17 protein-coding genes are annotated in these 19,693 nt (G+C 42.3%); 8 read left to right on the top strand and 9 right to left on the bottom strand.

Going from position 1 to position 19,693, the window contains the following annotated elements; translation table 11 throughout:
* Positions 1-23: 23 nt before the first annotated feature.
* Together O3Q51_12015 and O3Q51_12010 are read right to left on the bottom strand one after the other, a co-directional pair.
* Entirely contained in the window at positions 24-746 is a 723-nt protein-coding gene (locus O3Q51_12015; GenBank protein ID MCZ4409540.1) for a T9SS type A sorting domain-containing protein, read from the bottom strand.
* Between the two features lie 78 nt (positions 747-824).
* The gene (locus O3Q51_12010) at positions 825-1,565 is read right to left on the bottom strand and encodes a phenylalanine 4-monooxygenase (GenBank protein ID MCZ4409539.1); all 741 of its coding nucleotides are present in this window, start codon (positions 1,563-1,565) and stop codon (positions 825-827) included.
* A 249-nt stretch (positions 1,566-1,814) separates the two neighbouring features.
* On the opposite strand from O3Q51_12010, the gene O3Q51_12005 reads away from it, so the two are divergent.
* The 7 genes from O3Q51_12005 (at position 1,815) to O3Q51_11975 (ending at position 12,025) form a co-directional block, all read left to right on the top strand.
* Positions 1,815-3,125 carry a T9SS type A sorting domain-containing protein gene (locus O3Q51_12005; GenBank protein ID MCZ4409538.1) on the top strand — a complete coding sequence of 437 codons (1,311 nt, stop codon included), beginning with the start codon at positions 1,815-1,817 and terminating at the stop codon, positions 3,123-3,125.
* 122 nt (positions 3,126-3,247) lie between these two features.
* On the top strand, positions 3,248-4,927 hold the full coding sequence (ilvD, locus tag O3Q51_12000) for a dihydroxy-acid dehydratase (protein MCZ4409537.1): 1,680 nt from the start codon (positions 3,248-3,250) through the stop codon (positions 4,925-4,927).
* Between the two features lie 39 nt (positions 4,928-4,966).
* On the top strand, positions 4,967-6,727 hold the full coding sequence (ilvB, locus tag O3Q51_11995) for a biosynthetic-type acetolactate synthase large subunit (GenBank protein ID MCZ4409536.1): 1,761 nt from the start codon (positions 4,967-4,969) through the stop codon (positions 6,725-6,727).
* Between the two features lies 1 nt (position 6,728).
* Positions 6,729-7,256 carry an acetolactate synthase small subunit gene (gene ilvN, locus O3Q51_11990; protein MCZ4409535.1) on the top strand — a complete coding sequence of 176 codons (528 nt, stop codon included), beginning with the start codon at positions 6,729-6,731 and terminating at the stop codon, positions 7,254-7,256.
* An 11-nt stretch (positions 7,257-7,267) separates the two neighbouring features.
* Positions 7,268-8,749 carry a ketol-acid reductoisomerase gene (ilvC, locus tag O3Q51_11985; protein MCZ4409534.1) on the top strand — a complete coding sequence of 494 codons (1,482 nt, stop codon included), beginning with the start codon at positions 7,268-7,270 and terminating at the stop codon, positions 8,747-8,749.
* 80 nt (positions 8,750-8,829) lie between these two features.
* Positions 8,830-9,480, top strand: coding sequence for a hypothetical protein (locus tag O3Q51_11980; GenBank protein MCZ4409533.1), 651 nt, complete (start codon positions 8,830-8,832; stop codon positions 9,478-9,480).
* A 40-nt stretch (positions 9,481-9,520) separates the two neighbouring features.
* Entirely contained in the window at positions 9,521-12,025 is a 2,505-nt protein-coding gene (locus O3Q51_11975; protein MCZ4409532.1) for an agmatine deiminase family protein, read from the top strand.
* On the opposite strand, the gene O3Q51_11970 is transcribed toward O3Q51_11975, so the two are convergent.
* Positions 12,022-12,621 carry a CAP domain-containing protein gene (locus tag O3Q51_11970; protein ID MCZ4409531.1) on the bottom strand — a complete coding sequence of 200 codons (600 nt, stop codon included), beginning with the start codon at positions 12,619-12,621 and terminating at the stop codon, positions 12,022-12,024. The genes O3Q51_11975 and O3Q51_11970 overlap by 4 nt on opposite strands.
* Before the next feature lie 120 nt (positions 12,622-12,741).
* Between O3Q51_11970 and O3Q51_11965 the strand changes: the two genes are divergently transcribed.
* Complete coding sequence (locus O3Q51_11965; GenBank protein ID MCZ4409530.1) at positions 12,742-13,380, top strand: DsbA family protein; 639 nt, start codon at positions 12,742-12,744, stop codon at positions 13,378-13,380.
* Between the two features lie 21 nt (positions 13,381-13,401).
* Here the strand turns inward: O3Q51_11965 and O3Q51_11960 are convergent, their stop codons facing one another.
* The 6 genes from O3Q51_11960 to O3Q51_11935 are packed head-to-tail and all read right to left on the bottom strand — an operon-like array spanning position 13,402 to position 19,671.
* Positions 13,402-14,415, bottom strand: coding sequence for a potassium channel family protein (locus O3Q51_11960; GenBank protein MCZ4409529.1), 1,014 nt, complete (start codon positions 14,413-14,415; stop codon positions 13,402-13,404).
* A gap of 29 nt (positions 14,416-14,444) precedes the next feature.
* On the bottom strand, positions 14,445-14,996 hold the full coding sequence (locus O3Q51_11955; GenBank protein ID MCZ4409528.1) for a DUF2911 domain-containing protein: 552 nt from the start codon (positions 14,994-14,996) through the stop codon (positions 14,445-14,447).
* Positions 14,997-15,052: 56 nt separating this feature from the next.
* The gene (locus O3Q51_11950; GenBank protein ID MCZ4409527.1) at positions 15,053-15,493 is read right to left on the bottom strand and encodes a very short patch repair endonuclease; all 441 of its coding nucleotides are present in this window, start codon (positions 15,491-15,493) and stop codon (positions 15,053-15,055) included.
* A gap of 11 nt (positions 15,494-15,504) precedes the next feature.
* Positions 15,505-16,965: a TolC family protein gene (locus tag O3Q51_11945; protein ID MCZ4409526.1), complete on the bottom strand. Its 1,461-nt coding sequence runs from the start codon at positions 16,963-16,965 to the stop codon at positions 15,505-15,507.
* Positions 16,958-18,304 (bottom strand): ABC transporter permease, encoded by a 1,347-nt coding sequence (locus tag O3Q51_11940; GenBank protein ID MCZ4409525.1) that lies wholly within the window; start codon positions 18,302-18,304, stop codon positions 16,958-16,960. Before O3Q51_11940 ends, O3Q51_11945 begins: the two co-directional genes overlap by 8 nt.
* On the bottom strand, positions 18,301-19,671 hold the full coding sequence (locus O3Q51_11935) for an efflux RND transporter periplasmic adaptor subunit (protein ID MCZ4409524.1): 1,371 nt from the start codon (positions 19,669-19,671) through the stop codon (positions 18,301-18,303). Before O3Q51_11935 ends, O3Q51_11940 begins: the two co-directional genes overlap by 4 nt.
* Positions 19,672-19,693 lie beyond the last annotated feature (22 nt).

The following is a 19,693-nucleotide window of genomic DNA, read 5'->3' as shown; positions in this document are numbered from 1 at the left end:
GATCGGAAGAGTTTAGGTCAGACTCAATTTTTGAAAATAAACTTAGTACTCAATTGAAGCCCTTCAGAATAAAAGCTGGAGATGTAGACTCCCTCGCTAGGTGCAAAATCTAATATTGATTGCTCCGTTTCTGAATTTAGAATGGTTGAAAATACTTCCTGACCTACGATATTGAATATTCTTAATTCACCCGAAAGGGTTGCAGGCTTTTTAACGACAAGTCCTGTGTTTCTTTGATATACTTGAAAATCTCCATCATCAATGGCATTATCAGTATTAGTAGTTCCTAAACCCAAGGCTGTTGTTGATGCAGTTGAGAAACTAGATCCTTGGTAAACAATTTCACGAGTAGATGGATGTATGACATAGTACCTCGGAGTACCTCCTACAAACCAAAACTCATCTACATCAGCAAATGAAAAAATAGTCTCTCCCCAAGAGTGAGTGCTGTTCCATTCTGCGACATTTCCACAAGTAGGAGTGGAAGAAGGATTTAGAAAAGTCATAGCCCCCCAAATCTCGACAATACCTTCATTGGCATCTGCAAATTCTTTCACATCGTCTGCTTGACTAATGCAAATAGAGCAGTCAAATCCTTTTGAAGCAACGATTAATGGTAAACCTTCATCTCCGACTTGATAGATACTGCGCATGTTTCCGTCGCAATTGGTTTCTGTTCTGTCGTCAACTTGTGCGGTAGCAACTGCTGAAAGGGCAATCAAAATCAGGGTAAAGAAGTGTTTCATTTTAAGCATTTTGAATAAATGTAATAGGTTTGTTTAGCTTCCCTGTAGAAACTACTACAGCCCCGTTCTTTTTGTCGTTTAGGCGACTGGGTTTTGAATGGGCGTCTCAACTTTTGACTGCACATATTCTTCAATTTTATCTAAACTTTGAAACAATTGATCAAAGCTTTCAATGACAAAATACTTGTCCTGAATTTTCATATTGTCGTAGTCTTGCTCGAGTACAGCTGCTACGTCAAACTCGAGATGTTCAGGTTCGTCTGAAAGACTGAATTTTGTTTCTCCATGGGAGGAAAGTATTCCCGCGCCGTATATTTTGAGGGAGCCATTTTCTCTGATTAAGCCAAACTCTATGGTAAACCAATACATTCTTCCAAGCATCTCAATTGCCTTAGAGTCATCAATATATTTCATTGCGATCTCCGCCAGTCCTTTGAAGAATGCGCAGAAAGTAGGATTACTCAAAAGTGGTACATGACCGAAAACATCATGAAACATATCAGGTTCGTCCAGGTAGTCGAGTTGTGACATTTTTCGGAGCCAAGTCGTTGCGCTGAAGGTCTGATTTGACAAGAGAGGAAAGAACTCTTCATTGGGAATAATATTCGGTACTACTTTCAGCTGCCAGCCCGATTCTTCTTTCAGAATGGCATTTACCTCTTGGAAGTCGGGAATTTTATCACTCTTGAATTTGACCACATCTACTGCTTCCAAATACGATTGAGAGGCCAGCTCAGGTAGAATCTCCATTTGCCTCTCAAAGAGGGTTTCCCATACCTTAAAATCTTCTGCCGTGTACTTCCTGTAATTCTGATTCATCAATTTTTGGATATAAAAAAACCCGACTCAAATAGAATCGGATCGAATAAGTTATTTTGACACACTTACTGCATAAACCCGATAGGGAGCGGGCTGTAATAATACGTCGGGCTCAAAATCATGTGTTAAATCTATTACCTTTTACTCAATATTCAAGGTTTCGTTTCAGGAAAGGCTCATTTTTACATGTTAGCTTTTGTTGCTGAGAAAAGAAACACTTGATTTGTCAATGCCGAAAACTTTTCAATTATGAAACGACCATTGATACTTTTTGCTTTAATGCCTTTATTGGGTTTTTCCCAAGGTGGGTGGGACTGGGATGTCCTACCGTCAATGCCTGAACCCGTTTCCAATAATTCAGTTGTTGAAGCTTTCGCAGGAGATACGCTTTGTGTATACAGCTTTACAGGAATTTCAGAAGGGTTGGAGCCAGAAGACATTCATCTGAAATCTTGGCGTTACAACTACATTTTAGATGAATGGACACAACTTCCCGATGTGGATGACTTTCAAGGAAAGATAGCTGCAGGAGCATCTACTGTGAATAATATCATTTATCTGATCGGAGGGTATCACGTTTTTCCAAATTTCAGCGAGCAGACTTCTGAAAAGGTTCATCGCTTTGATGCCGATGCCAATGTTTGGTTAGAGGATGGGGCTGATATTCCTGTTCCGGTTGACGATCATGTTCAAGCAGTTTGGCGTGATAGCCTTATCTACGTGATTACAGGCTGGAGCCAAAACACAAATGTGAATGATGTTCAGATCTATGATCCTACCAATGACACATGGACTGCTGCAACCTCCACACCAAACTCAAATACTTTTGAGGCCTTTGGAGCTTCAGGAACTATTATCGGAGATACGATTTATTACTACGGAGGAACAAAGATTTCGGGATTCAACTTCATTGCGTCCAATGAGTTCAGGAAAGGTATTATCAATCCTGAGGACCCTACGGATATACTTTGGTCTTTGGAGCCTGATATAAATCTGCCTGACGGCTACCGTATGGCTTGCACTTCTTTCGGAGACGAAGTGATTTGGATAGGAGGTGCAGAGACAGCTTATAATTTCGATGGACTGGCATACTCCGGAGGTGCTGTGGTTCAACCGCACCAAGAAATCAGAACTTACGATGCTATTGCAAATACTTGGGCAATTTTCGAGAACTCACCATTCGCTATTATGGACTTAAGGGGAATCGCTAGAGTGTCGGATGACGAGTGGATCATAGCCGGTGGAATGACCACAAATGCTCAAGTGACGGGTGCCGTTTACAGAATTCACAGAGCTACTGTCGATACAGAGAATCAAGGTATTCCGGGATTGAAAGTATACAGCAGTGCAGATCGACTTACCATTGAAGCTTTGCCTGAAGGGAGTTACCAAATGAATCTATTTGATATCTCGGGCCGACTCGTTTTGAACAGAATCCTCTTAGGTGGAAGCCATTCCATTTCAATGTCGTCTCTGCCCCACGGGATTTATTTACTTGCTATACAGCAAGCTGAAGGTAGAGGGGGAAGTTTTGCTAATTTTAAAATATCCACATTCTGATGTGGTATTTTCTTGATAAGCTTGATTTGATTTAAGATATTCGAACTATTATTGCCATCACTGATATCTTTGCATATAAGAGTTCTGAAAGTTGAAATAATTACAGTGAAGTAAAGTACCGCATGAAAGAATTGAATAAATACAGTAAAACTGTTACTCAGGACCCTACTCAGCCCGCGGCGCAAGCCATGCTTCACGCCATTGGATTAACGAGGGAAGACTTGAAGAAGCCGATGATCGGTATAGCCAGCACAGGTTATGAAGGCAATCCATGTAATATGCATTTGAATGACTTAGCGAAATTGGTAAAGCAAGGAACGCTGAATGAAGACACTACAGGGCTTATTTTCAATACAATCGGAGTGAGTGACGGGATTTCTATGGGAACACCGGGAATGCGATATTCTTTGCCGTCAAGAGATGTTATCGCCGATTCGATGGAGACCGTTGTTCAAGCAATGAGCTATGACGGACTGATTACCGTTGTTGGTTGCGATAAGAATATGCCTGGTGCTTTATTAGCTATGATTCGTTTAAATCGTCCGAGTATTTTGGTCTATGGCGGCACGATAGACTCAGGCTCATATAAAGGAAAGAAACTGGATGTGGTATCTGCATTTGAGGCATGGGGTAGCAAAGTAGCTGGAACCATGACCGAGAAAGAATTTCAATGCATTGTTGAAAAAGCTTGTCCCGGAGCAGGAGCTTGCGGCGGGATGTACACCGCAAATACGATGGCCTCTGCTATTGAAGCTTTGGGAATGGCCCTGCCTTACAATTCTTCTAATCCTGCACTGAGCGAGGAAAAAAGAGAAGAGTCTATAAGAGCAGGTGAAGCCATGCGATTATTGCTGGAGATAGACATTAAACCACTCGATATCATCACTCGAAAATCTTTGGAGAATGCTATTAGATTGGTGACTATTTTGGGAGGTTCTACCAATGCAGTGCTTCACTTTTTAGCGATAGCTCGCTCCGCGCAAATTGAATTTACACTCAAAGATTTTCAAGATGTGAGTGACAGTACACCGTTTTTGGCAGACTTAAAGCCAAGTGGAAAATATTTAATGGAGGATGTTCATGCCGTTGGAGGAATTCCTGCCGTACTGAAGTACCTACTGGGAAAAGGGTTGCTACATGGAGATTGTCTGACAGTTACCGGAAAGACCTTGGCGGAAAATTTATCTGAGGTACCTGATTTGGAAGAAGGACAAGATGTGATTAAGCCCATCGAAAAGCCCATCAAAATTTCCGGTCACCTACAAATGCTTTATGGAAATTTAGCTCTGAAAGGAAGTGTTGCAAAAATTACCGGAAAAGAAGGACTTAGCTTTAGAGGAAAGGCTAAAGTATTTGAAGGAGAATATGATGCCAATGAAGGAATTCGTGCAGGAAAGGTTGAAAAAGGAGACGTTGTCGTGATTCGTTATGAAGGTCCTAAGGGTGGTCCGGGTATGCCGGAAATGCTTAAGCCCACTGCGGCTATTATGGGTGCCGGCCTGGGAAAAGAAGTAGCATTGATTACCGATGGCCGTTTTTCGGGTGGCACGCACGGCTTTGTAGTCGGACATATTACTCCTGAAGCCCAAGAAGGAGGTGCCATAGCTTTGGTGAAAGATGGAGATATTATTTCATTAGACGCAAATAGCAATACCATAAACTTAGAGGTGTCAGAGGAAGAACTCGAAGAAAGAAGGAAAAAATGGGTTGCCCCCAAACTCAAGTTTGATCGTGGAGTGCTATATAAATACGCCAGAACAGTCTCCTCGGCGTCAGAGGGTTGCGTTACAGATGAATTTTAACTAATATCGATTATTAGTACTAACCAAAAGTTGGAAGTGATGAAGAAGGAAGCTTCACAAACGGAAATAGAGGAAGTGACTCTATCCGAAAATCAGCAAGAGCCGAAAGCAACGGTTCGAATTTCAGGAAGCGAGGCCATTGTGCGTTGTTTGATCGAAGAGGGAGTTGACATTTTATACGGCTACCCCGGAGGGGCGATTATGCCTGTCTATGACGAATTGTACAAGTACCAGGGAAAGATTCATCACGTCTTGACTCGACATGAACAAGGTGCTACTCATGCGGCTCAAGGCTATGCCCGAATCTCGGGGAAGGTAGGTGTAGCGATGGCTACCTCAGGTCCCGGAGCAACCAACTTGATTACAGGCATTGCGGATGCGCAAATTGACTCTACTCCAATGGTCTGTATTACAGGTCAAGTAGCATCACACCTCTTGGGAAGCGATGCTTTTCAAGAAACGGACATCGTCGGAATTTCTACACCTGTGACGAAATGGAATCATCAAGTCACCAAGGCATCCGAAATCCCGGAGGTCCTGGCAAAAGCCTTTTATATCGCTAAAAGCGGCCGGCCCGGGCCTGTGCTGGTTGATATTACGAAAGATGCTCAGTTTGAGGAATTCGATTTTTCTTACGAGAAATGCAAAGGCGTAAGAAGCTACACACCCATACCTGCATCAGATGATGAAGCCATAGCCAAAGCAGCAAAGCTGATTAATGGAGCTAAAAAGCCACTGATAGTTTGGGGACAAGGCGTAATCCTTAGTAAAGCAGAAAAAGAACTTATAGAGGTAGTCGAGAAAGCAGGGATACCTGCAGCGTGGACAATTCTCGGCGCATCGGCGCTTCCCACTTCTCACCCATTGAATGTAGGAATGGTGGGGATGCATGGCAATTACGGTCCTAACGTATTGACAAATGAGTGTGATGTGCTCATTGCGATCGGAATGCGGTTCGATGACCGCGTGACAGGAAATCTGAACTCTTATGCCAAACAAGCCAAAGTAATCCACTTTGAAATTGACCCTGCAGAGGTTGATAAGAATGTCAAAACGGATGTCGCCGTGGTTGGTGATGCAAAGGAGTCATTAACAAAGCTCATTCCTTTGCTCGAAAAGAATGAGCACTTGGAGTGGCATCAAAAGTTCAAAGATCTATACGCCATCGAATATGAGAAGGTAATCAGTTCTGACCTCAACCCGACCAAGGAAGGCCTCACAATGGGAGAGGTTCTCAAAGAGATAAATAGTTGCTCAAATGGCGATGCTGCTATAGTAAGCGATGTGGGGCAACACCAGATGATTGCCTGTCGATACGCTGAGTTCACCACGACCAAAAGCAACATTACCTCTGGTGGTTTAGGAACGATGGGATTTGCTTTACCTGCGGCTATCGGGGCTAAAATGGCCGCGCCTGATCGAGAGGTCGTGGCCATCATAGGCGATGGTGGTTATCAAATGACCATACAAGAGCTAGGTACCATTTTTCAGCAGAAAACCGCGGTAAAGATTGTGGTCTTGAACAACGAATTTTTGGGAATGGTACGCCAATGGCAGCAGCTGTTTTTCGATAAGCGCTATGGTTCTACAGAAATGACCAATCCTGATTTTGTGACCATTGCCAAAGGCTACGCTATAGAAGCAAAACGAGTAAAAAAACGTGCAGATCTTAAAGCTGCTGTAGCAGAAATGATGGCGAGTAAAGACGCTTATTTCCTGGAAGTTTGTGTGGAAAAAGAAGACAACGTTTTTCCGATGATTCCAACAGGAGCTTCTGTCTCTGAAATCAGACTCGATTAAAATGGAAGAAACAATATTATATACGGTTTCGGTTTACACCGAAAACAACATCGGTTTACTCAATCGGATTTCAGCGATTTTTCAGCGCCGACACATCAATATTGAGAGCATCAACTCATCGATTTCTGAAATACCAAACGTATCACGTTTTACCATTGTGGTCAAGATGAGTGAAACTCAGATGAAGAAAATCATCGGGCAAATCACCAAGCAAGTTGAAGTGATTAAAGCCGTCTACCATACTGATGATGAGATTATCTATCAGGAGTCGTGCATCTTCAAGATAAAATCTGACCTGCTTTTTGAGGATCGGCAAATCCAAAACATTGTAAAAGAAAGCAATTCTCGAATTGTTACCGTCAACAGGGAGTTCTTTGTAGTCGAAAAATCAGGTAGGAAGGAAGAAATTGATCGACTCTTCGAAGAGTTCAGTACTTATGGTATTATGCAGTTTTCCCGATCAGGACGCATTGCCGTGTCAAAAGAAAAAATGAACATAACTCAAATGCTCGAAGCATTTAACAAATAAACCACATCTCCATGTCAAACTACTTCAATACTCTGTCTCTCCGACAGCAACTAAATCAATTAGGCAAATGTCGATTTATGGACGCTTCAGAATTTGAGGATGGCGTTAAAGCCTTGCTCGGGAAGAAGATCGTGATCATAGGTTGTGGTGCACAGGGCCTCAATCAGGGTTTGAATATGCGCGATTCGGGATTGGATATCTCTTATGCATTGCGTCAGGCAGCCATTGATGAGAAACGTGCATCCTTTAAGAATGCCACTAGTAATGGGTTTACAGTTGGAACATACCAAGATTTGGTTCCAACTGCAGATTTGGTTCTCAACCTTACACCTGATAAGCAGCACACCGATGTTATCAAGGCGGTAATGCCTTTAATGAAGAATGGAGCTACTTTGTCGTATTCACATGGTTTCAATATTGTTGAAGAGGGGATGAAAATCAGAGAAGATATTACGGTTATCATGGTCGCGCCAAAATGTCCCGGTACCGAAGTAAGAGAAGAGTACAAAAGAGGGTTTGGGGTTCCGACTTTGATCGCTGTTCATCCTGAGAACGATCCAGAAGGAAAAGGCTGGGATCAGTCGAAGGCCTATGCTGTAGCTACGGGCGGTGACCGCGCGGGTGTATTGGAGTCATCTTTTGTTGCTGAAGTAAAGAGCGATTTAATGGGTGAGCAAACCATTCTTTGTGGTGTACTTCAAACAGGCTCTATACTTGCATTCAATAAAATGGTGGAGAAAGGCGTTGATGCGAATTACGCCGCAAAGCTGATTCAATATGGATGGGAAACGATAACAGAGGCTCTTAAGCAAGGAGGCATTACCAATATGATGGATCGCCTCTCCAATCCTGCGAAAATTAAAGCACATCAACTTTCAGAAGAATTAAAGGAAATACTTAAGCCATTGTTTGAAAAGCATATGGACGATATCATCTCGGGTCACTTTTCTGCCACAATGATGGCCGACTGGGCAAATGATGACGCTGATTTATTGCGCTGGCGGGCTGAAACCGGGGAAACCGCTTTTGAGAAAACTCCGCTCACCAATGATGCCATTCCCGAGCAGGAATATTTTGATCATGGAGTTCTTATGGTGGCATTCGTAAAGTCTGGTGTGGAATTGGCGTTTGAAACGATGGTTAGCACCGGTATCATTGAGGAATCAGCGTATTACGAATCTTTACATGAATTGCCGTTAATAGCCAATACCATCGCGAGAAAGAAGCTTTATGAAATGAACAGAGTCATCTCAGATACTGCCGAATATGGTTGTTATTTATTTGATCACGCCTGCAAGCCATTGTTGGTTGACTTCATGAAATCGATTGAAGTTGAAGTGATTGGTCAGTCTTTTTCAGACTCAAATGCAGCAGACAATGTTGAGCTTATACGTGTGAACGCTGCCATCCGAAACCATCCCATTGAAGCTATTGGTAAAGATTTGAGAAGTGCTATGACCGCCATGAAGAAAATTAAAACCGATCTCGGATAGTTCGATTTCTAAACATTTGTTTTATTCGCGCATCTTTTTTCCGATTATCGATAAGTGGAATAAATATATTTTGGAGAGAATTGAAGTACCCAACTGAACTTACAGGTCAAGAAATAGGTGGGATTTATATCCATGAGCCGGGAGCATTGGTTTCAAATATTGCCATTGCGCTCACATGTTTCACGATTGCGATACTCTCTCGAAATGTAAAAAAAAGAGAGTCTAGATTCTGGGTTCTTTTTATCATCTGTTTAGGAGTGGCAGCAACTGGCGGAGTTCTTAGTCATGGGTTTCCTACATATTTAACCCCGGAGGAGTACTTTGCCGTTTGGTGGGTGAAAAACGACTTTGTGCTGCTCGCAAACCTGTTTTCTTCTTTGGCTGTTTTTTCTCTAACGGACTTTCCTATTCGAAAGTTGACCTACATTCTGGTAGCGAAATTTGTTCTTGCTGCTTTCTTGTTGTTTGTCGCATTCGATTTTCTTCCGGCTGTCGTTGACTTGGCAATTACTTACATCGCTATTCTCGTCATCACTTGGAATAAGACAGATAGAGTAGGAGTGAAGTACCTCAAACAATCTTTCCTGATTGCTCTGGTTTCGGGATTCTTCTACTTGTTTCCCTTTAGTCTGCTCGATGGGTGGTTTACCAATAAAGACGCTGTTCATGTATTTGCTATCGTTAGCCTTATCTTGGTTTTGAAGGGGGGAAAGGAGATAGAATCTTATTGATTTTTAGGCTATTTTTACCATCCAATCAATTTTATATAAGATGAATGTATTCAAGACTTTCGTAGCCTTAGCTACCTTATTGTTGTCAATGAACGCTATGGCTCAGGAAGAGCTTCTGCCCAAATACCCCACCGCTGCTGAGCGCTCCTACATAGAAGCAAAGGCTCAAGCATTGATGTCGAAAAATAAACCCAAAAGACCAGGTAGTGGTAACGAAGCTAAAGCTGGACCCGATAGCTGCGAAGATATTTGCGGAGAGCAGGCTGATTCAGGATGTTGGTGTGATGACCAATGTCAAGGTTATGGAGATTGCTGCGACGATTACGAGGAGTTTTGCCTAAACCAAAACTTTACGCCTACACCTGAGGATCTTTATGTCCCCGGAGAATTTGATGAGTCACAAGCAGTGCTTTTAAGATGGACTGGTAACGGTTCGAGTAACTCATTTAAGAGGCTTTATGCGGAACTCATAGATGCTATCCAGCAGGAGCTTCCCGTATGGATAATGATCAATAACGGATCAGATAGTACGGGAGTAATCAGCAATTTGGCTACTTATGGAGTTACACTTTCCAACTACGAGTTTTTGGTCGTTCCTACCAATTCTATTTGGACGAGAGATTACGGCCCGTGGGGATTCTATTATACCGATCAGGATAGTTTGTCAATGATTGATATGCAGTACTACTCTTCTCGTCCGCTTGATAATGCGGTTCCCGCTTTTATAGCCAACTACATGGGTTTGGATCATTATACCTCTGAAATAAGACACGAAGGTGGAAATCTTATGGTCGACGGATTTGGTCATGCTTTTCATACCACTTCTTTGTTCCAGAATAATGCAGCCATTTTAGGATGGTCTACGCAAACTACGCGTCAAGCACACCAGGATCTTTTTAGGACCACTGATGTCACTGAGCCTACTCGCCTAGATTGTGATGGAGGAACAGGACATATTGATATGTGGTCTAAGTTGGTAGATGAGGAAACATTGTTCGTGTCTGAATATCCTTCTGTCGTTACAGCACAGGACAAAACAATCATCGAAAATAATGTTGATCTATATGAAGGGGAAACCTCAGTTTATGGGTCACCATTTAACATTGTTCGCATACCCATGCCACTAGCTGACAATGGGAGTTATTACACGAGCTGTAATCAAATTGACAACGATGCGCGCGGGTTTGTGAACGGACTTTTCGTGAACAAGACTTTGATCATCCCGATTTATTCAAACGAGAATAGTCCTACTGCAAATCAAGAGTATGACGAAGCAGCTTTGGATTTGATCAGAGAATCCCTTCCCGGATACAATGTTGTTGGGATTGATTCTCGAGCTTTGACGCCACTTGGAGGTGCCATACACTGCATTACGATGCAGATCCCTGCTGACAATCCGATTCGGTTTTTCCATCCTAAAGTGGCAGGATTACAGAGTGCCAGAGCCAACTACCATATCTTGTCAGAAATAAGAAATCGAAGTGGAATAGCCAATGCCTCTTGCTTCTGGAAAATTAAAGGCGAGTCGACTTGGAATGAGATTGGACTAACTGATAGCTCTGGATTTTACGTTGGTAATATTTCGAATCCCGGTTTTACTGTTTCAGATACTATCGTTTATTACTTGGATGCTACCTCAAACAATGGCAAGAATGCCACTAAACCAATTGTGGCTCCTGACGGATACTATTCGTTTTTCTTTGATGAGAACTTCGGTGGTGGAGGTGATTGCTCCATTCCTCAAGGGCTTTTCACTTCAAACATCACCAATAATAGTGCAAGGTTGAATTGGACTCCTGTTCCTTCAGCTCTAAGCTACACGATCACGGGTGGAGTCATAGGCGGAGGCACAACGACCATCACAGTCAATGCTCCGGCTAATTTCAGACAGGTGAACAATATCCTCCAGCCAGGAACGACTTACGAGTGGAGGATAAGCGCCAATTGCGATGGAGAGAGTTCGGAGGATTCTGCCCCTGTTCAGTTTACTACGAATTGCGGTGCGCCGCAGAATCTTTCTACTTCGAACATCACCGATAACTCAGCAACCTTTGAGTGGGAAGCTGTGCCGGGTGCATTTGGTTACCAAATACGCGGAGGAATAGTAGGAAGTGGAATGGCTAGTGTAAATGTTGGAGCTTCGGCAACTTCATTTAATACTCCGTCAACGTTGCAATCAGGTGTAAATTACCAATGGAAAATTCGGGCATACTGCAATTCTACCTTGAGTCAAACTTCACCTTGGAGTGAAGATGAGTTTTTCACGACTGCTGCTGGTTTAGCGCCCATTGAAGCCAGTGAAATAGAAGCAAGAGTTTTTCCTAACCCAAATACAGGTAGCTTCCGCTTGGTAGTGGAGAATGCAAATTCAGGAGCACAAGTGATTATCTATGATCTTATGGGGAGAGTCGTTCTTTCTACCCGTCTTGAAGGTGTTCAAGAAAGCATGGGAGTGATGGAATTCTCAGGAATTTCTGAAGGTGTTTATCTATTGAAAATCGAAGAAAACGGAAAAAGCGAAGTCGTAAAAGTCTTTGTACGCTAGTTTGAACAAAATTGGGGTGGGGGAGCACTATCCTTCTCCACCCCAAACCAAACTGAAGCATAGTTTCCGCTGATGGCGATTCCAATCGCATTCCACTCTACCTTAGAAAAAGAAATTTCATTCAGTATGACATTGCTGTGGCCGGGACTGTCAAGCCACATCCGCAAAGCTGTTTCATGATCTATTTCTTGTGATGGATCTTCACCTGCTTGCCAAAATGCGACAATTTCGTAGCCATCTCCTTCGTAATCGGTAATTTCTGAAGGCTTTTTCCACATACATTCTGGATTGGAGTGGTTTGATTGGTAGCAACAAGCCTTCCATGTACCCTGGTTTGACCAGGAGTGTGGGTTGCAGCGCTTATCATCAAAGGGCTCGTTTTCAGAAAGATCTGCTACGTGCATCTTCGCTACAATCGTAAGACTTTGAGAAAGAGAAATATTTGGCAGTCCCTTTTCATTTCTTACTTCATTGATCTGTCTATACAGAGATTTTTCATTCGTCGAAAGGCATATTTCTTTTTGGGAAGTTACTGAGCTCCCTGAATCAACTGGAGGAAATCCGAAAAGCAAAAAAGTGATGAGGGTATAAATCATCGCAAAAGTTTAGTTACCAACGCGTAATGATCGAGATATATTTTCTCTTAAAAGTCGGTATTGGATTTCCGTTTTCAATCGTTGTACATTTGATAATGTCGTCTTTTTCAATTTATAATAATGCGGGTAATTTACGTCTTTGATGCACTCTGTGGTTGGTGTTACGGATTCAGTAGCGTGATGAATAAGCTTCATGACGAGTTCAAGTCTGTGCTTCCATTCGACGTAATCTCGGGCGGCATGGTACTCGGCAATCAGGCAGGTCCGATTGGGGAAGTAGCATCTTATATTTCGGAGGCTTACAAGATTGTTGAAGAGAAGACAGGTGTGAGGTTTGGGAATGATTTCCTAGAAGGAACAATGAAAAATGGAGAAGTTATTTTTGACTCATTTCCACCTGCAAAAGCCCTGCGAATTTTCAAGGAGTTCAAACCTGAGAAATTAGTAGAATTTGCTTCTGATCTTCAATCAGGTATTTATTACAACGGAATAGCACCTGGTGATTATGACTACTTTTCTCAGTTGGCCGAAAAATACGGGGTCTCATGCAACGATTTTAAAATCCTTTGGAACTCTACCGATTACGATGTTAGAACACGAGAAGAGTTTCTTTTTACCAGTCAGCTGGATGTGTCGGGTTACCCAACCGTTTTTTTCGAATCAGAAAATAAATACCACAAGCTCTGTAGTGGATATACACCGCACTTAATCTTAAGAGATCGATTGGATCATATGCTACGATTGACTGAATCCAAGTAAGTAAATAGTTTTAACCATTAACTAACTACTCATCTTTTCCTTTATAGCGGCTATTTCATCGGGCTTCCCGAAGAAGAAAACCTGGCTTTTTGATGGTACCTCAAAACTATCAGGAGGGTTCATTACATATTCAAAATCTGCCGACATCGTTCCGACAACTTTGCACTTTGTGTTTAGTGCTTCCAGTATTCCGCCAATGGTCTTAACATCCGTCTTGCAGGGTAATTCAGATAGTTTATACTCAGTTAGGTAAGCATCACCTCCGTCACGAAGGGAAACTGTATCGATAAAACGGTTAACGTTGTGATTAATGATGAATCCTGCCATTCTAGCTCCACCTACTTTGTCGGGCATAATAACCACATTGGCCCCGGCAATTTTCAGCTTTGAATCTGAAGAATCCAAAGTACATCGGCTGACTATTCGCATATTTTTGTTCAATTCTCGAGCTGACAAAACCACGAAAACATTATCGGTATCCTTTGGCAAAGCGGTGATCAAGGCGGAAGCTTTATCAATCCCCGCATTAACTAAAATTTCTTCTTCAGTGGCATCGCCCTCTATATATAACAAGCCTTTGTCGTTCAACTCATTTGCAATATCTTCTTTCTTATCAATGACGACGACCTCTTGATTATGAGCAATGAGATTTTCCAGTGCCTCAATTCCGTTGCGCCCAGCTCCGCAAAGCACCACATGACCTTCTAAATTATTAATCCGACTGTCCATTTTGTACTTTTTATAATAGCGTTGAAAAGTTCCTGTAATGATGTATTTCGAAACGGATGATACCGTAAAAGCAAACGTTCCGAAGCTGACTAAAATTAGAAATATAGTAAAGAATCTGCCCGTATCTGTTAGTTGCCTTACCTCCTTAAAGCCTACTGTTGAAACTGTAATCACTGTCATATAAAGAGCCTCCGAAAAGGAGTAGTCCTCTATAAACATAAATCCAACCACGCCCAACACGATAATACCAAAAATGATTGCCAAGGCGAAATAAAGTTCCTTCAGGTATTTAAAACTCGTCAGCATTATAGTTAGGGATTACCGCGTAGAAACTCTTAATCGGTTAATTGTAGAGGTACATCCACTCGAGTGAAATCCCAGCTGAACATCAAGGCAGGAGGTGTTCCTTCAATTTCAATCGTAAACTGTTCGATTACCTTAAAATTTCTTTGAACGGGCACTTGTATATTCAATACGTCAAACTCAGGGTTGCGAGTTGCAACACTATTAAAATCTACTCCCCAACCATATTCACCTTCGTTAAAAATTACTTCCCAACTCTTAGCGTTTGGGATGGTCCAAAGAGTGTATTCCCCTTTTGGCAAAGTTTTGCCATCGATGACCAAGTCTGTCTCGGTTTTGAATGTTGTGGCTTCGTTTGCTCCTGTTCGCCAAACTTCTCCGTAAGGAACGAGTCCTCCGAAAATATCGCGTTCTTTCTTGAACGGTCGAGAGTAAACAATCTCTACATCCATTCCATTATCCTCATACTTCAATGTGGTCTCCGGACTGTGTTTTTTGGTATTGCTTTTCATAACTTGAAAACCAATCACCCCAATACCAATTAAGACAAGAATTATTATTGCAATCCATTTAAGAAAACGCATCGTTTTGTTTTTTTATCAAATATAGACGAATACCTGAATCACAAGTACAATGGTGACTACTGTTTCTGAAGAGAAAGCTGCTGAGTCAGTCCGTTTAAGGTGATCTCTGCTTTTTCATTTGTCTTTAGCCCACAGGTCCATACTACAAAAACAGTCCATCCCATCTGCTCTAATTTGATGCTGTTTTCAGTATCTCTTAGCCGATTGCCTAGCAATTTTTCTTTCCAGAAGTTTGATCGTGTATCAGGAATTCTAAAAAATTTACAGTCCTTGTGAGCATGCCAAAAACACCCGTGCACAAATACAATGGATTTGTAAGCAGGTAGAATAATATCCGGTTTTCCCGGTAATTTCTTCCCCTTGTATTTCCCGTGAAGGGTATAGCGAAACCCTGCCGCATGAAGGTATTTCCTAACTTGAACTTCCGGCTTCGTATTCTTGCCCTTCACCCGACTCATATTGTACGAGCGAACAGATGGTTCGTGTACGTCAGCCATGATGCCGTTCTTTAATCTTCTTCTTCGGGTTTGTAAAGCAGATCTTTTGCTGCAAAGTCATAGAGAGTTAGTCTGCGCAGGTCGAAGTAAGCAATCCAGAAGTCTCTAAGTGCAGTCACATAGGACCTTTTTGCCGCATCCTTCTCTGAAAGGGCGATGTTGAGGTTTGTAATATCAACTTTTCCTGTTAGGTATCGATTTTGTGCCACATTGTAGCGCTCGGCGGCTACTTCGTCAGATTTCTTCGATATGACTAGTTGCTGGCGAAGCACATCAAATCTACGAACGAGAGTTATTATCTCCTGTTCGAAATTCTGAATATCTTGATCGATCACGAAATTGGACAAATCGCGATTTGCCAATGCCGTCTGCATTCTCGCTTTGTTTCGCCCCCAGTCTAATATCGGAATGATCAGACCTACATCAAATCTTTGCTGATCGTTGGGATCTTGGTAAGCTTCGTCTAACATGCTGGAGGCACTATTCAAACCGTATGAGGCAGACAAATTAACTTGAAACCGCTGCGCCCTCGCCTGAGCTACTTCGCGACTAGCCTCAATACGTTGTCTCTCAAAAGCAATGTAATCTGAGCGATTCATTTTGGCATAAACCAAGGCGTCTTGCAAAGAGATTTCAAATTCAGGTATTCCATCGGGAATATTCAAGAAGATCGTGTCCGCATTATTTAGGCCGAGATAAGATCTAAGTTGCAGACTTGAAGTCTCCAGATCCAACAATGCTTGCGATACATCTTGCTGAGATCGAAGCAGCTGCAATTCCACTTGCAGTAACTTATCCTTACTTGTGGTTCCGATATTGTAGCGGCCTTGCTCGATTTTATAGATGGTGTCGTTGTTGAGCAGGTTAAATTGAGCAATTTCATAGTTGATTTGCGCACTCAAGTAGTCAAAAAATCTACCAGAGGCTTCTCGGGAGATAAATTCCATTTCTTCAACATAGCCTCTTTGGCTTTCTTCGTAGCGAAGCGGTTCAGTACGTTTGTCCCATTTTAGATCGTTGAAACCAAAAATCGGTTGATCCAATTGGATATTGACCATTGTAGTATTGAATCTTGTCAAGTCTTGGTTGAGGTCATTGAAGTAATTCATACTCGAATTGACCGAGACATTACCGCCCGTAAGGGCAATGGGCTGGTTCAAGCCTAAATTGAGACTGGAGTTAAGCTGCTCTCTGTCTTGAAAGACAATGGTACCGTCGTCTAATCGGTTGCTTAGGAAGTCGCGGTTGTATCCGGGAATGTTTCCTCTAAGTGCAAGTTGTGGATTGTAATTTGACTTATAAAGCCGGTATTGCCAGTATCGATTTTCCAATCTGGTTTCAGCTTGTTTCGAGGATGGCGATTGACCTCTGGCCAAAAGAATAACATCGGTAAGACTGTAAGTATCCATTATTTGCGCCTGAGAGAAAGTGGCACTTACTAGAAAGAGACCGACCAATACATATTTATTCATAGCGCAATGAGTTGATAGGGTTTTGCATAGCTGCGCGACGGGCGGGGGCAATTCCAAAAACCAAACCTACACCTGCTGCAACACCAAAAGAAATAAGAATAGAGCTGAATGATATAACTGTATTTATGTCTGCTAATTCAGATACGAGAAAAGCCATGGTGACACCAAGTACCACTCCGATCAACCCCCCTGAAATACTAATGAGTACAGACTCAAACATAAATTGATGGATGATATCCTGCTTCTTTGCACCGAGTGCCAATCGAAGTCCGATTTCTTTAATCCGTTCCAATACGGACGCCAACATGATATTCATAATGCCAATCCCACCTACGAGCAGTGAAATCCCTGCAATCGCGCCGAGCACGTAATTGAAAAGTTCGTTGTTCCTTTTTTGCTGTTTTAAAAGAAGCTCGGGAATCTCAATTTGATAGTCAATTACATTGAAATGTTTTCGTTCCAAAAGGCGGCTGATAACATCTGCGATAGGGGAAAGGAGTTCAGTCTTTTCAACTTGGACCACCATGCGATCAATTTGATGGTAGTTTTTGGCCGAACTACTTTGATTGCTTTCACCTTCTTCTCCATTACCAGAAGCATTGGCTTGCTCAATCATCGCTTTGGTAACCATATCACGATTTTCATAGCGGATAAGCACTGTTTCCAGAGGGGTGTAAACATCCATATTGTAATCGCGAATCCCCAGACTACTCACACTGCTTTCGCTAATGAGTCTTTGCTCTAAGACTCCAATCACCTCAAGCCATCTCGGTCCAACTTTGAGTTTTTTTCCAATGGCATTCTCAGTAGGGAAAAATCTATTCTTAATTGATTTTCCGATGATGCAAACAGGTGCGCCAACTTCAACTTGAAATTCATTGAACATTTCGCCCTCAGAAACGTCAAAATTGAAAATCTCGAAATATACCGGCTCTACACCTACGAGCTTTGCAGATCGTCTTATTCCATTGCTGATTATATATGTCTCTAAAACTATTTCGGGACTTATTTTCTTCACGCTAGGAATAATCTCTTTGATAGACTTCGCATCAACAAGCCTTAAACCAGGAGAAAACTTCTCTTTTTCCTTCCCTCCAACATTTTCATCGAGATTCTCCTCTTTCTGCTCAATCACAGGCTCTATTACGATGTTGTTAACACCTACGAGTTTCATCTGCTCGTTAATCTCGGCTTGAGTTCCGTTTCCGATTGCCAGCATAGAAATTACCGCCGCTACCCCAAAAATGATTCCTAACGCGGTTAGTAAACTTCTGGTTTGGTTGCTGATCAGCGCCTCCAGCGCTATGCGAAAGTTCGCTTTGAGTCTTTCGTCGATCATTTACCTGATGGTCTTTTACCTCCCTTACCACGTTTGCCACCTCTGCCTTCCTTTTGGTCTTTGGCTGTAATCTCTTCTTCCTCTATTGTTTTCTTTTTCTCGTTTCTCTTGCCGTCCATTTCAGCGATTAAATTCACTTTGTCGTCATCCATATCGGGAATTCGATTCAAGAACACCTGATCTCCTTCGTTCAAGCCAGCCAAAATTACGACCTCATTCGTGTTCGTAGCACCTACCATCACTTCCTGTTTTTCAACGCTCAACCCTGACTTTTTAAATACATAGGTTATTGAGTCATCTTGATTGAACAATCCTTCAATAGGAATATGAAGCACTTCTTCTTGAGTATCTGTGATGATTTGATTACTGGTGGTCATAGAGGGTTTCAGTAAATCATCACGCTCATTCAGAACAATGTTAACTTGAAAAATCTTTGCGTCAGAATTGGGGCGCTGCTCTCCTACATTAGCCACCTTGATCACATCTCCACTTAGTTTCTTTTCAGGGAAAGCATCCAACCCGAGCTCTACCTGTTGACCTTCTTTTACTTTTCTGATATCGACTTCATTCACGTAAGTGATGGAAATCATAGTACTCAAGTCGGGTAGGGTAGCTACCACCGGATCCCAAGCACTGATTTGAGATCCTTTTCCAACGGATTGACCGTTCCAATCTTTCTTATAGATCAACATTCCATCTTCAGGAGCTGTGATGGTGAAAGACTGCATCAGTGCCATCATGCCGTCTAGGTTCCGCTGCTCCTTTTGTTTATTAAGGGTCACCTCCTGCATTTTGGCAATGTTCTGTTCTCGTTTGATCTTGTAATTTTCTTTGGCTTGTTCGTAGGCACGCTTGGCTTTTGTTAAATCGATTTCGGCTTGCCTAATGGTAGCGGGCGGTTCATACTGACTTTGATCCAATTTGAGCTGCATTTCGTCTACGGCATAATTCAAGTTGATCAACTCATCTCTTGATTTTCGCATCTCCAAAGTGGTGTCCAGTTTTGTCTGGATAAATTGTGATTCAATTTTTTCCATCTCTAACTGACTGTCTTTAATTTTATTGGTCAGTTCTGTTGGGTCGAGCTGGGCGACATAATCACCTTTTCTTACGAATGTACCTTCGTCGATAATATCCTGAATCGTCATGTTCCAAATACGATAGTTTCTCGTTCCCTGAGGTCCTAGAATTTGAACTGAATTTTTTGCCTCAAGCTCCCCTGTGGTTGTTATGTCCACTACGAATTTTCCTTTTTTCGCGGTAGCCATAACTCCAGTCGATTCAGAATCTGACGCGGAGGTAAGAAAGTAAATGAGAGCAATGACTGCCACTGCCCCTAATGCAATCGGGAGAATCTTATTTTTCATGATGATGCGAATATAGCTTCTT

This window comes from Cryomorphaceae bacterium 1068 (assembly GCA_027214385.1).
Taxonomy (GTDB): domain Bacteria; phylum Bacteroidota; class Bacteroidia; order Flavobacteriales_D; family Cryomorphaceae; genus JAKVAV01.
The sequence above is the reverse complement of the archived record's forward strand: the minus strand, read 5'-3'. Positions and strand labels throughout refer to the sequence as shown.

Coding starts and splice junctions, on each gene's coding strand:
- O3Q51_11965 (MCZ4409530.1), top strand. CDS start 12,742: ATGCGGGTAATTTACGTCTTTGATGCACTCTGTGGTTGGTGTTACGGA.
- O3Q51_11940 (MCZ4409525.1), bottom strand. CDS start 18,304: ATGATCGACGAAAGACTCAAAGCGAACTTTCGCATAGCGCTGGAGGCG.
- O3Q51_12005 (MCZ4409538.1), top strand. CDS start 1,815: ATGAAACGACCATTGATACTTTTTGCTTTAATGCCTTTATTGGGTTTT.
- ilvN (MCZ4409535.1), top strand. CDS start 6,729: ATGGAAGAAACAATATTATATACGGTTTCGGTTTACACCGAAAACAAC.
- O3Q51_11945 (MCZ4409526.1), bottom strand. CDS start 16,965: ATGAATAAATATGTATTGGTCGGTCTCTTTCTAGTAAGTGCCACTTTC.
- ilvC (MCZ4409534.1), top strand. CDS start 7,268: ATGTCAAACTACTTCAATACTCTGTCTCTCCGACAGCAACTAAATCAA.
- O3Q51_11955 (MCZ4409528.1), bottom strand. CDS start 14,996: ATGCGTTTTCTTAAATGGATTGCAATAATAATTCTTGTCTTAATTGGT.
- ilvB (MCZ4409536.1), top strand. CDS start 4,967: ATGAAGAAGGAAGCTTCACAAACGGAAATAGAGGAAGTGACTCTATCC.
- O3Q51_11975 (MCZ4409532.1), top strand. CDS start 9,521: ATGAATGTATTCAAGACTTTCGTAGCCTTAGCTACCTTATTGTTGTCA.
- O3Q51_11960 (MCZ4409529.1), bottom strand. CDS start 14,415: ATGCTGACGAGTTTTAAATACCTGAAGGAACTTTATTTCGCCTTGGCA.
- ilvD (MCZ4409537.1), top strand. CDS start 3,248: ATGAAAGAATTGAATAAATACAGTAAAACTGTTACTCAGGACCCTACT.
- O3Q51_11950 (MCZ4409527.1), bottom strand. CDS start 15,493: ATGGCTGACGTACACGAACCATCTGTTCGCTCGTACAATATGAGTCGG.
- O3Q51_12015 (MCZ4409540.1), bottom strand. CDS start 746: ATGAAACACTTCTTTACCCTGATTTTGATTGCCCTTTCAGCAGTTGCT.
- O3Q51_12010 (MCZ4409539.1), bottom strand. CDS start 1,565: ATGAATCAGAATTACAGGAAGTACACGGCAGAAGATTTTAAGGTATGG.
- O3Q51_11935 (MCZ4409524.1), bottom strand. CDS start 19,671: ATGAAAAATAAGATTCTCCCGATTGCATTAGGGGCAGTGGCAGTCATT.
- O3Q51_11970 (MCZ4409531.1), bottom strand. CDS start 12,621: ATGATTTATACCCTCATCACTTTTTTGCTTTTCGGATTTCCTCCAGTT.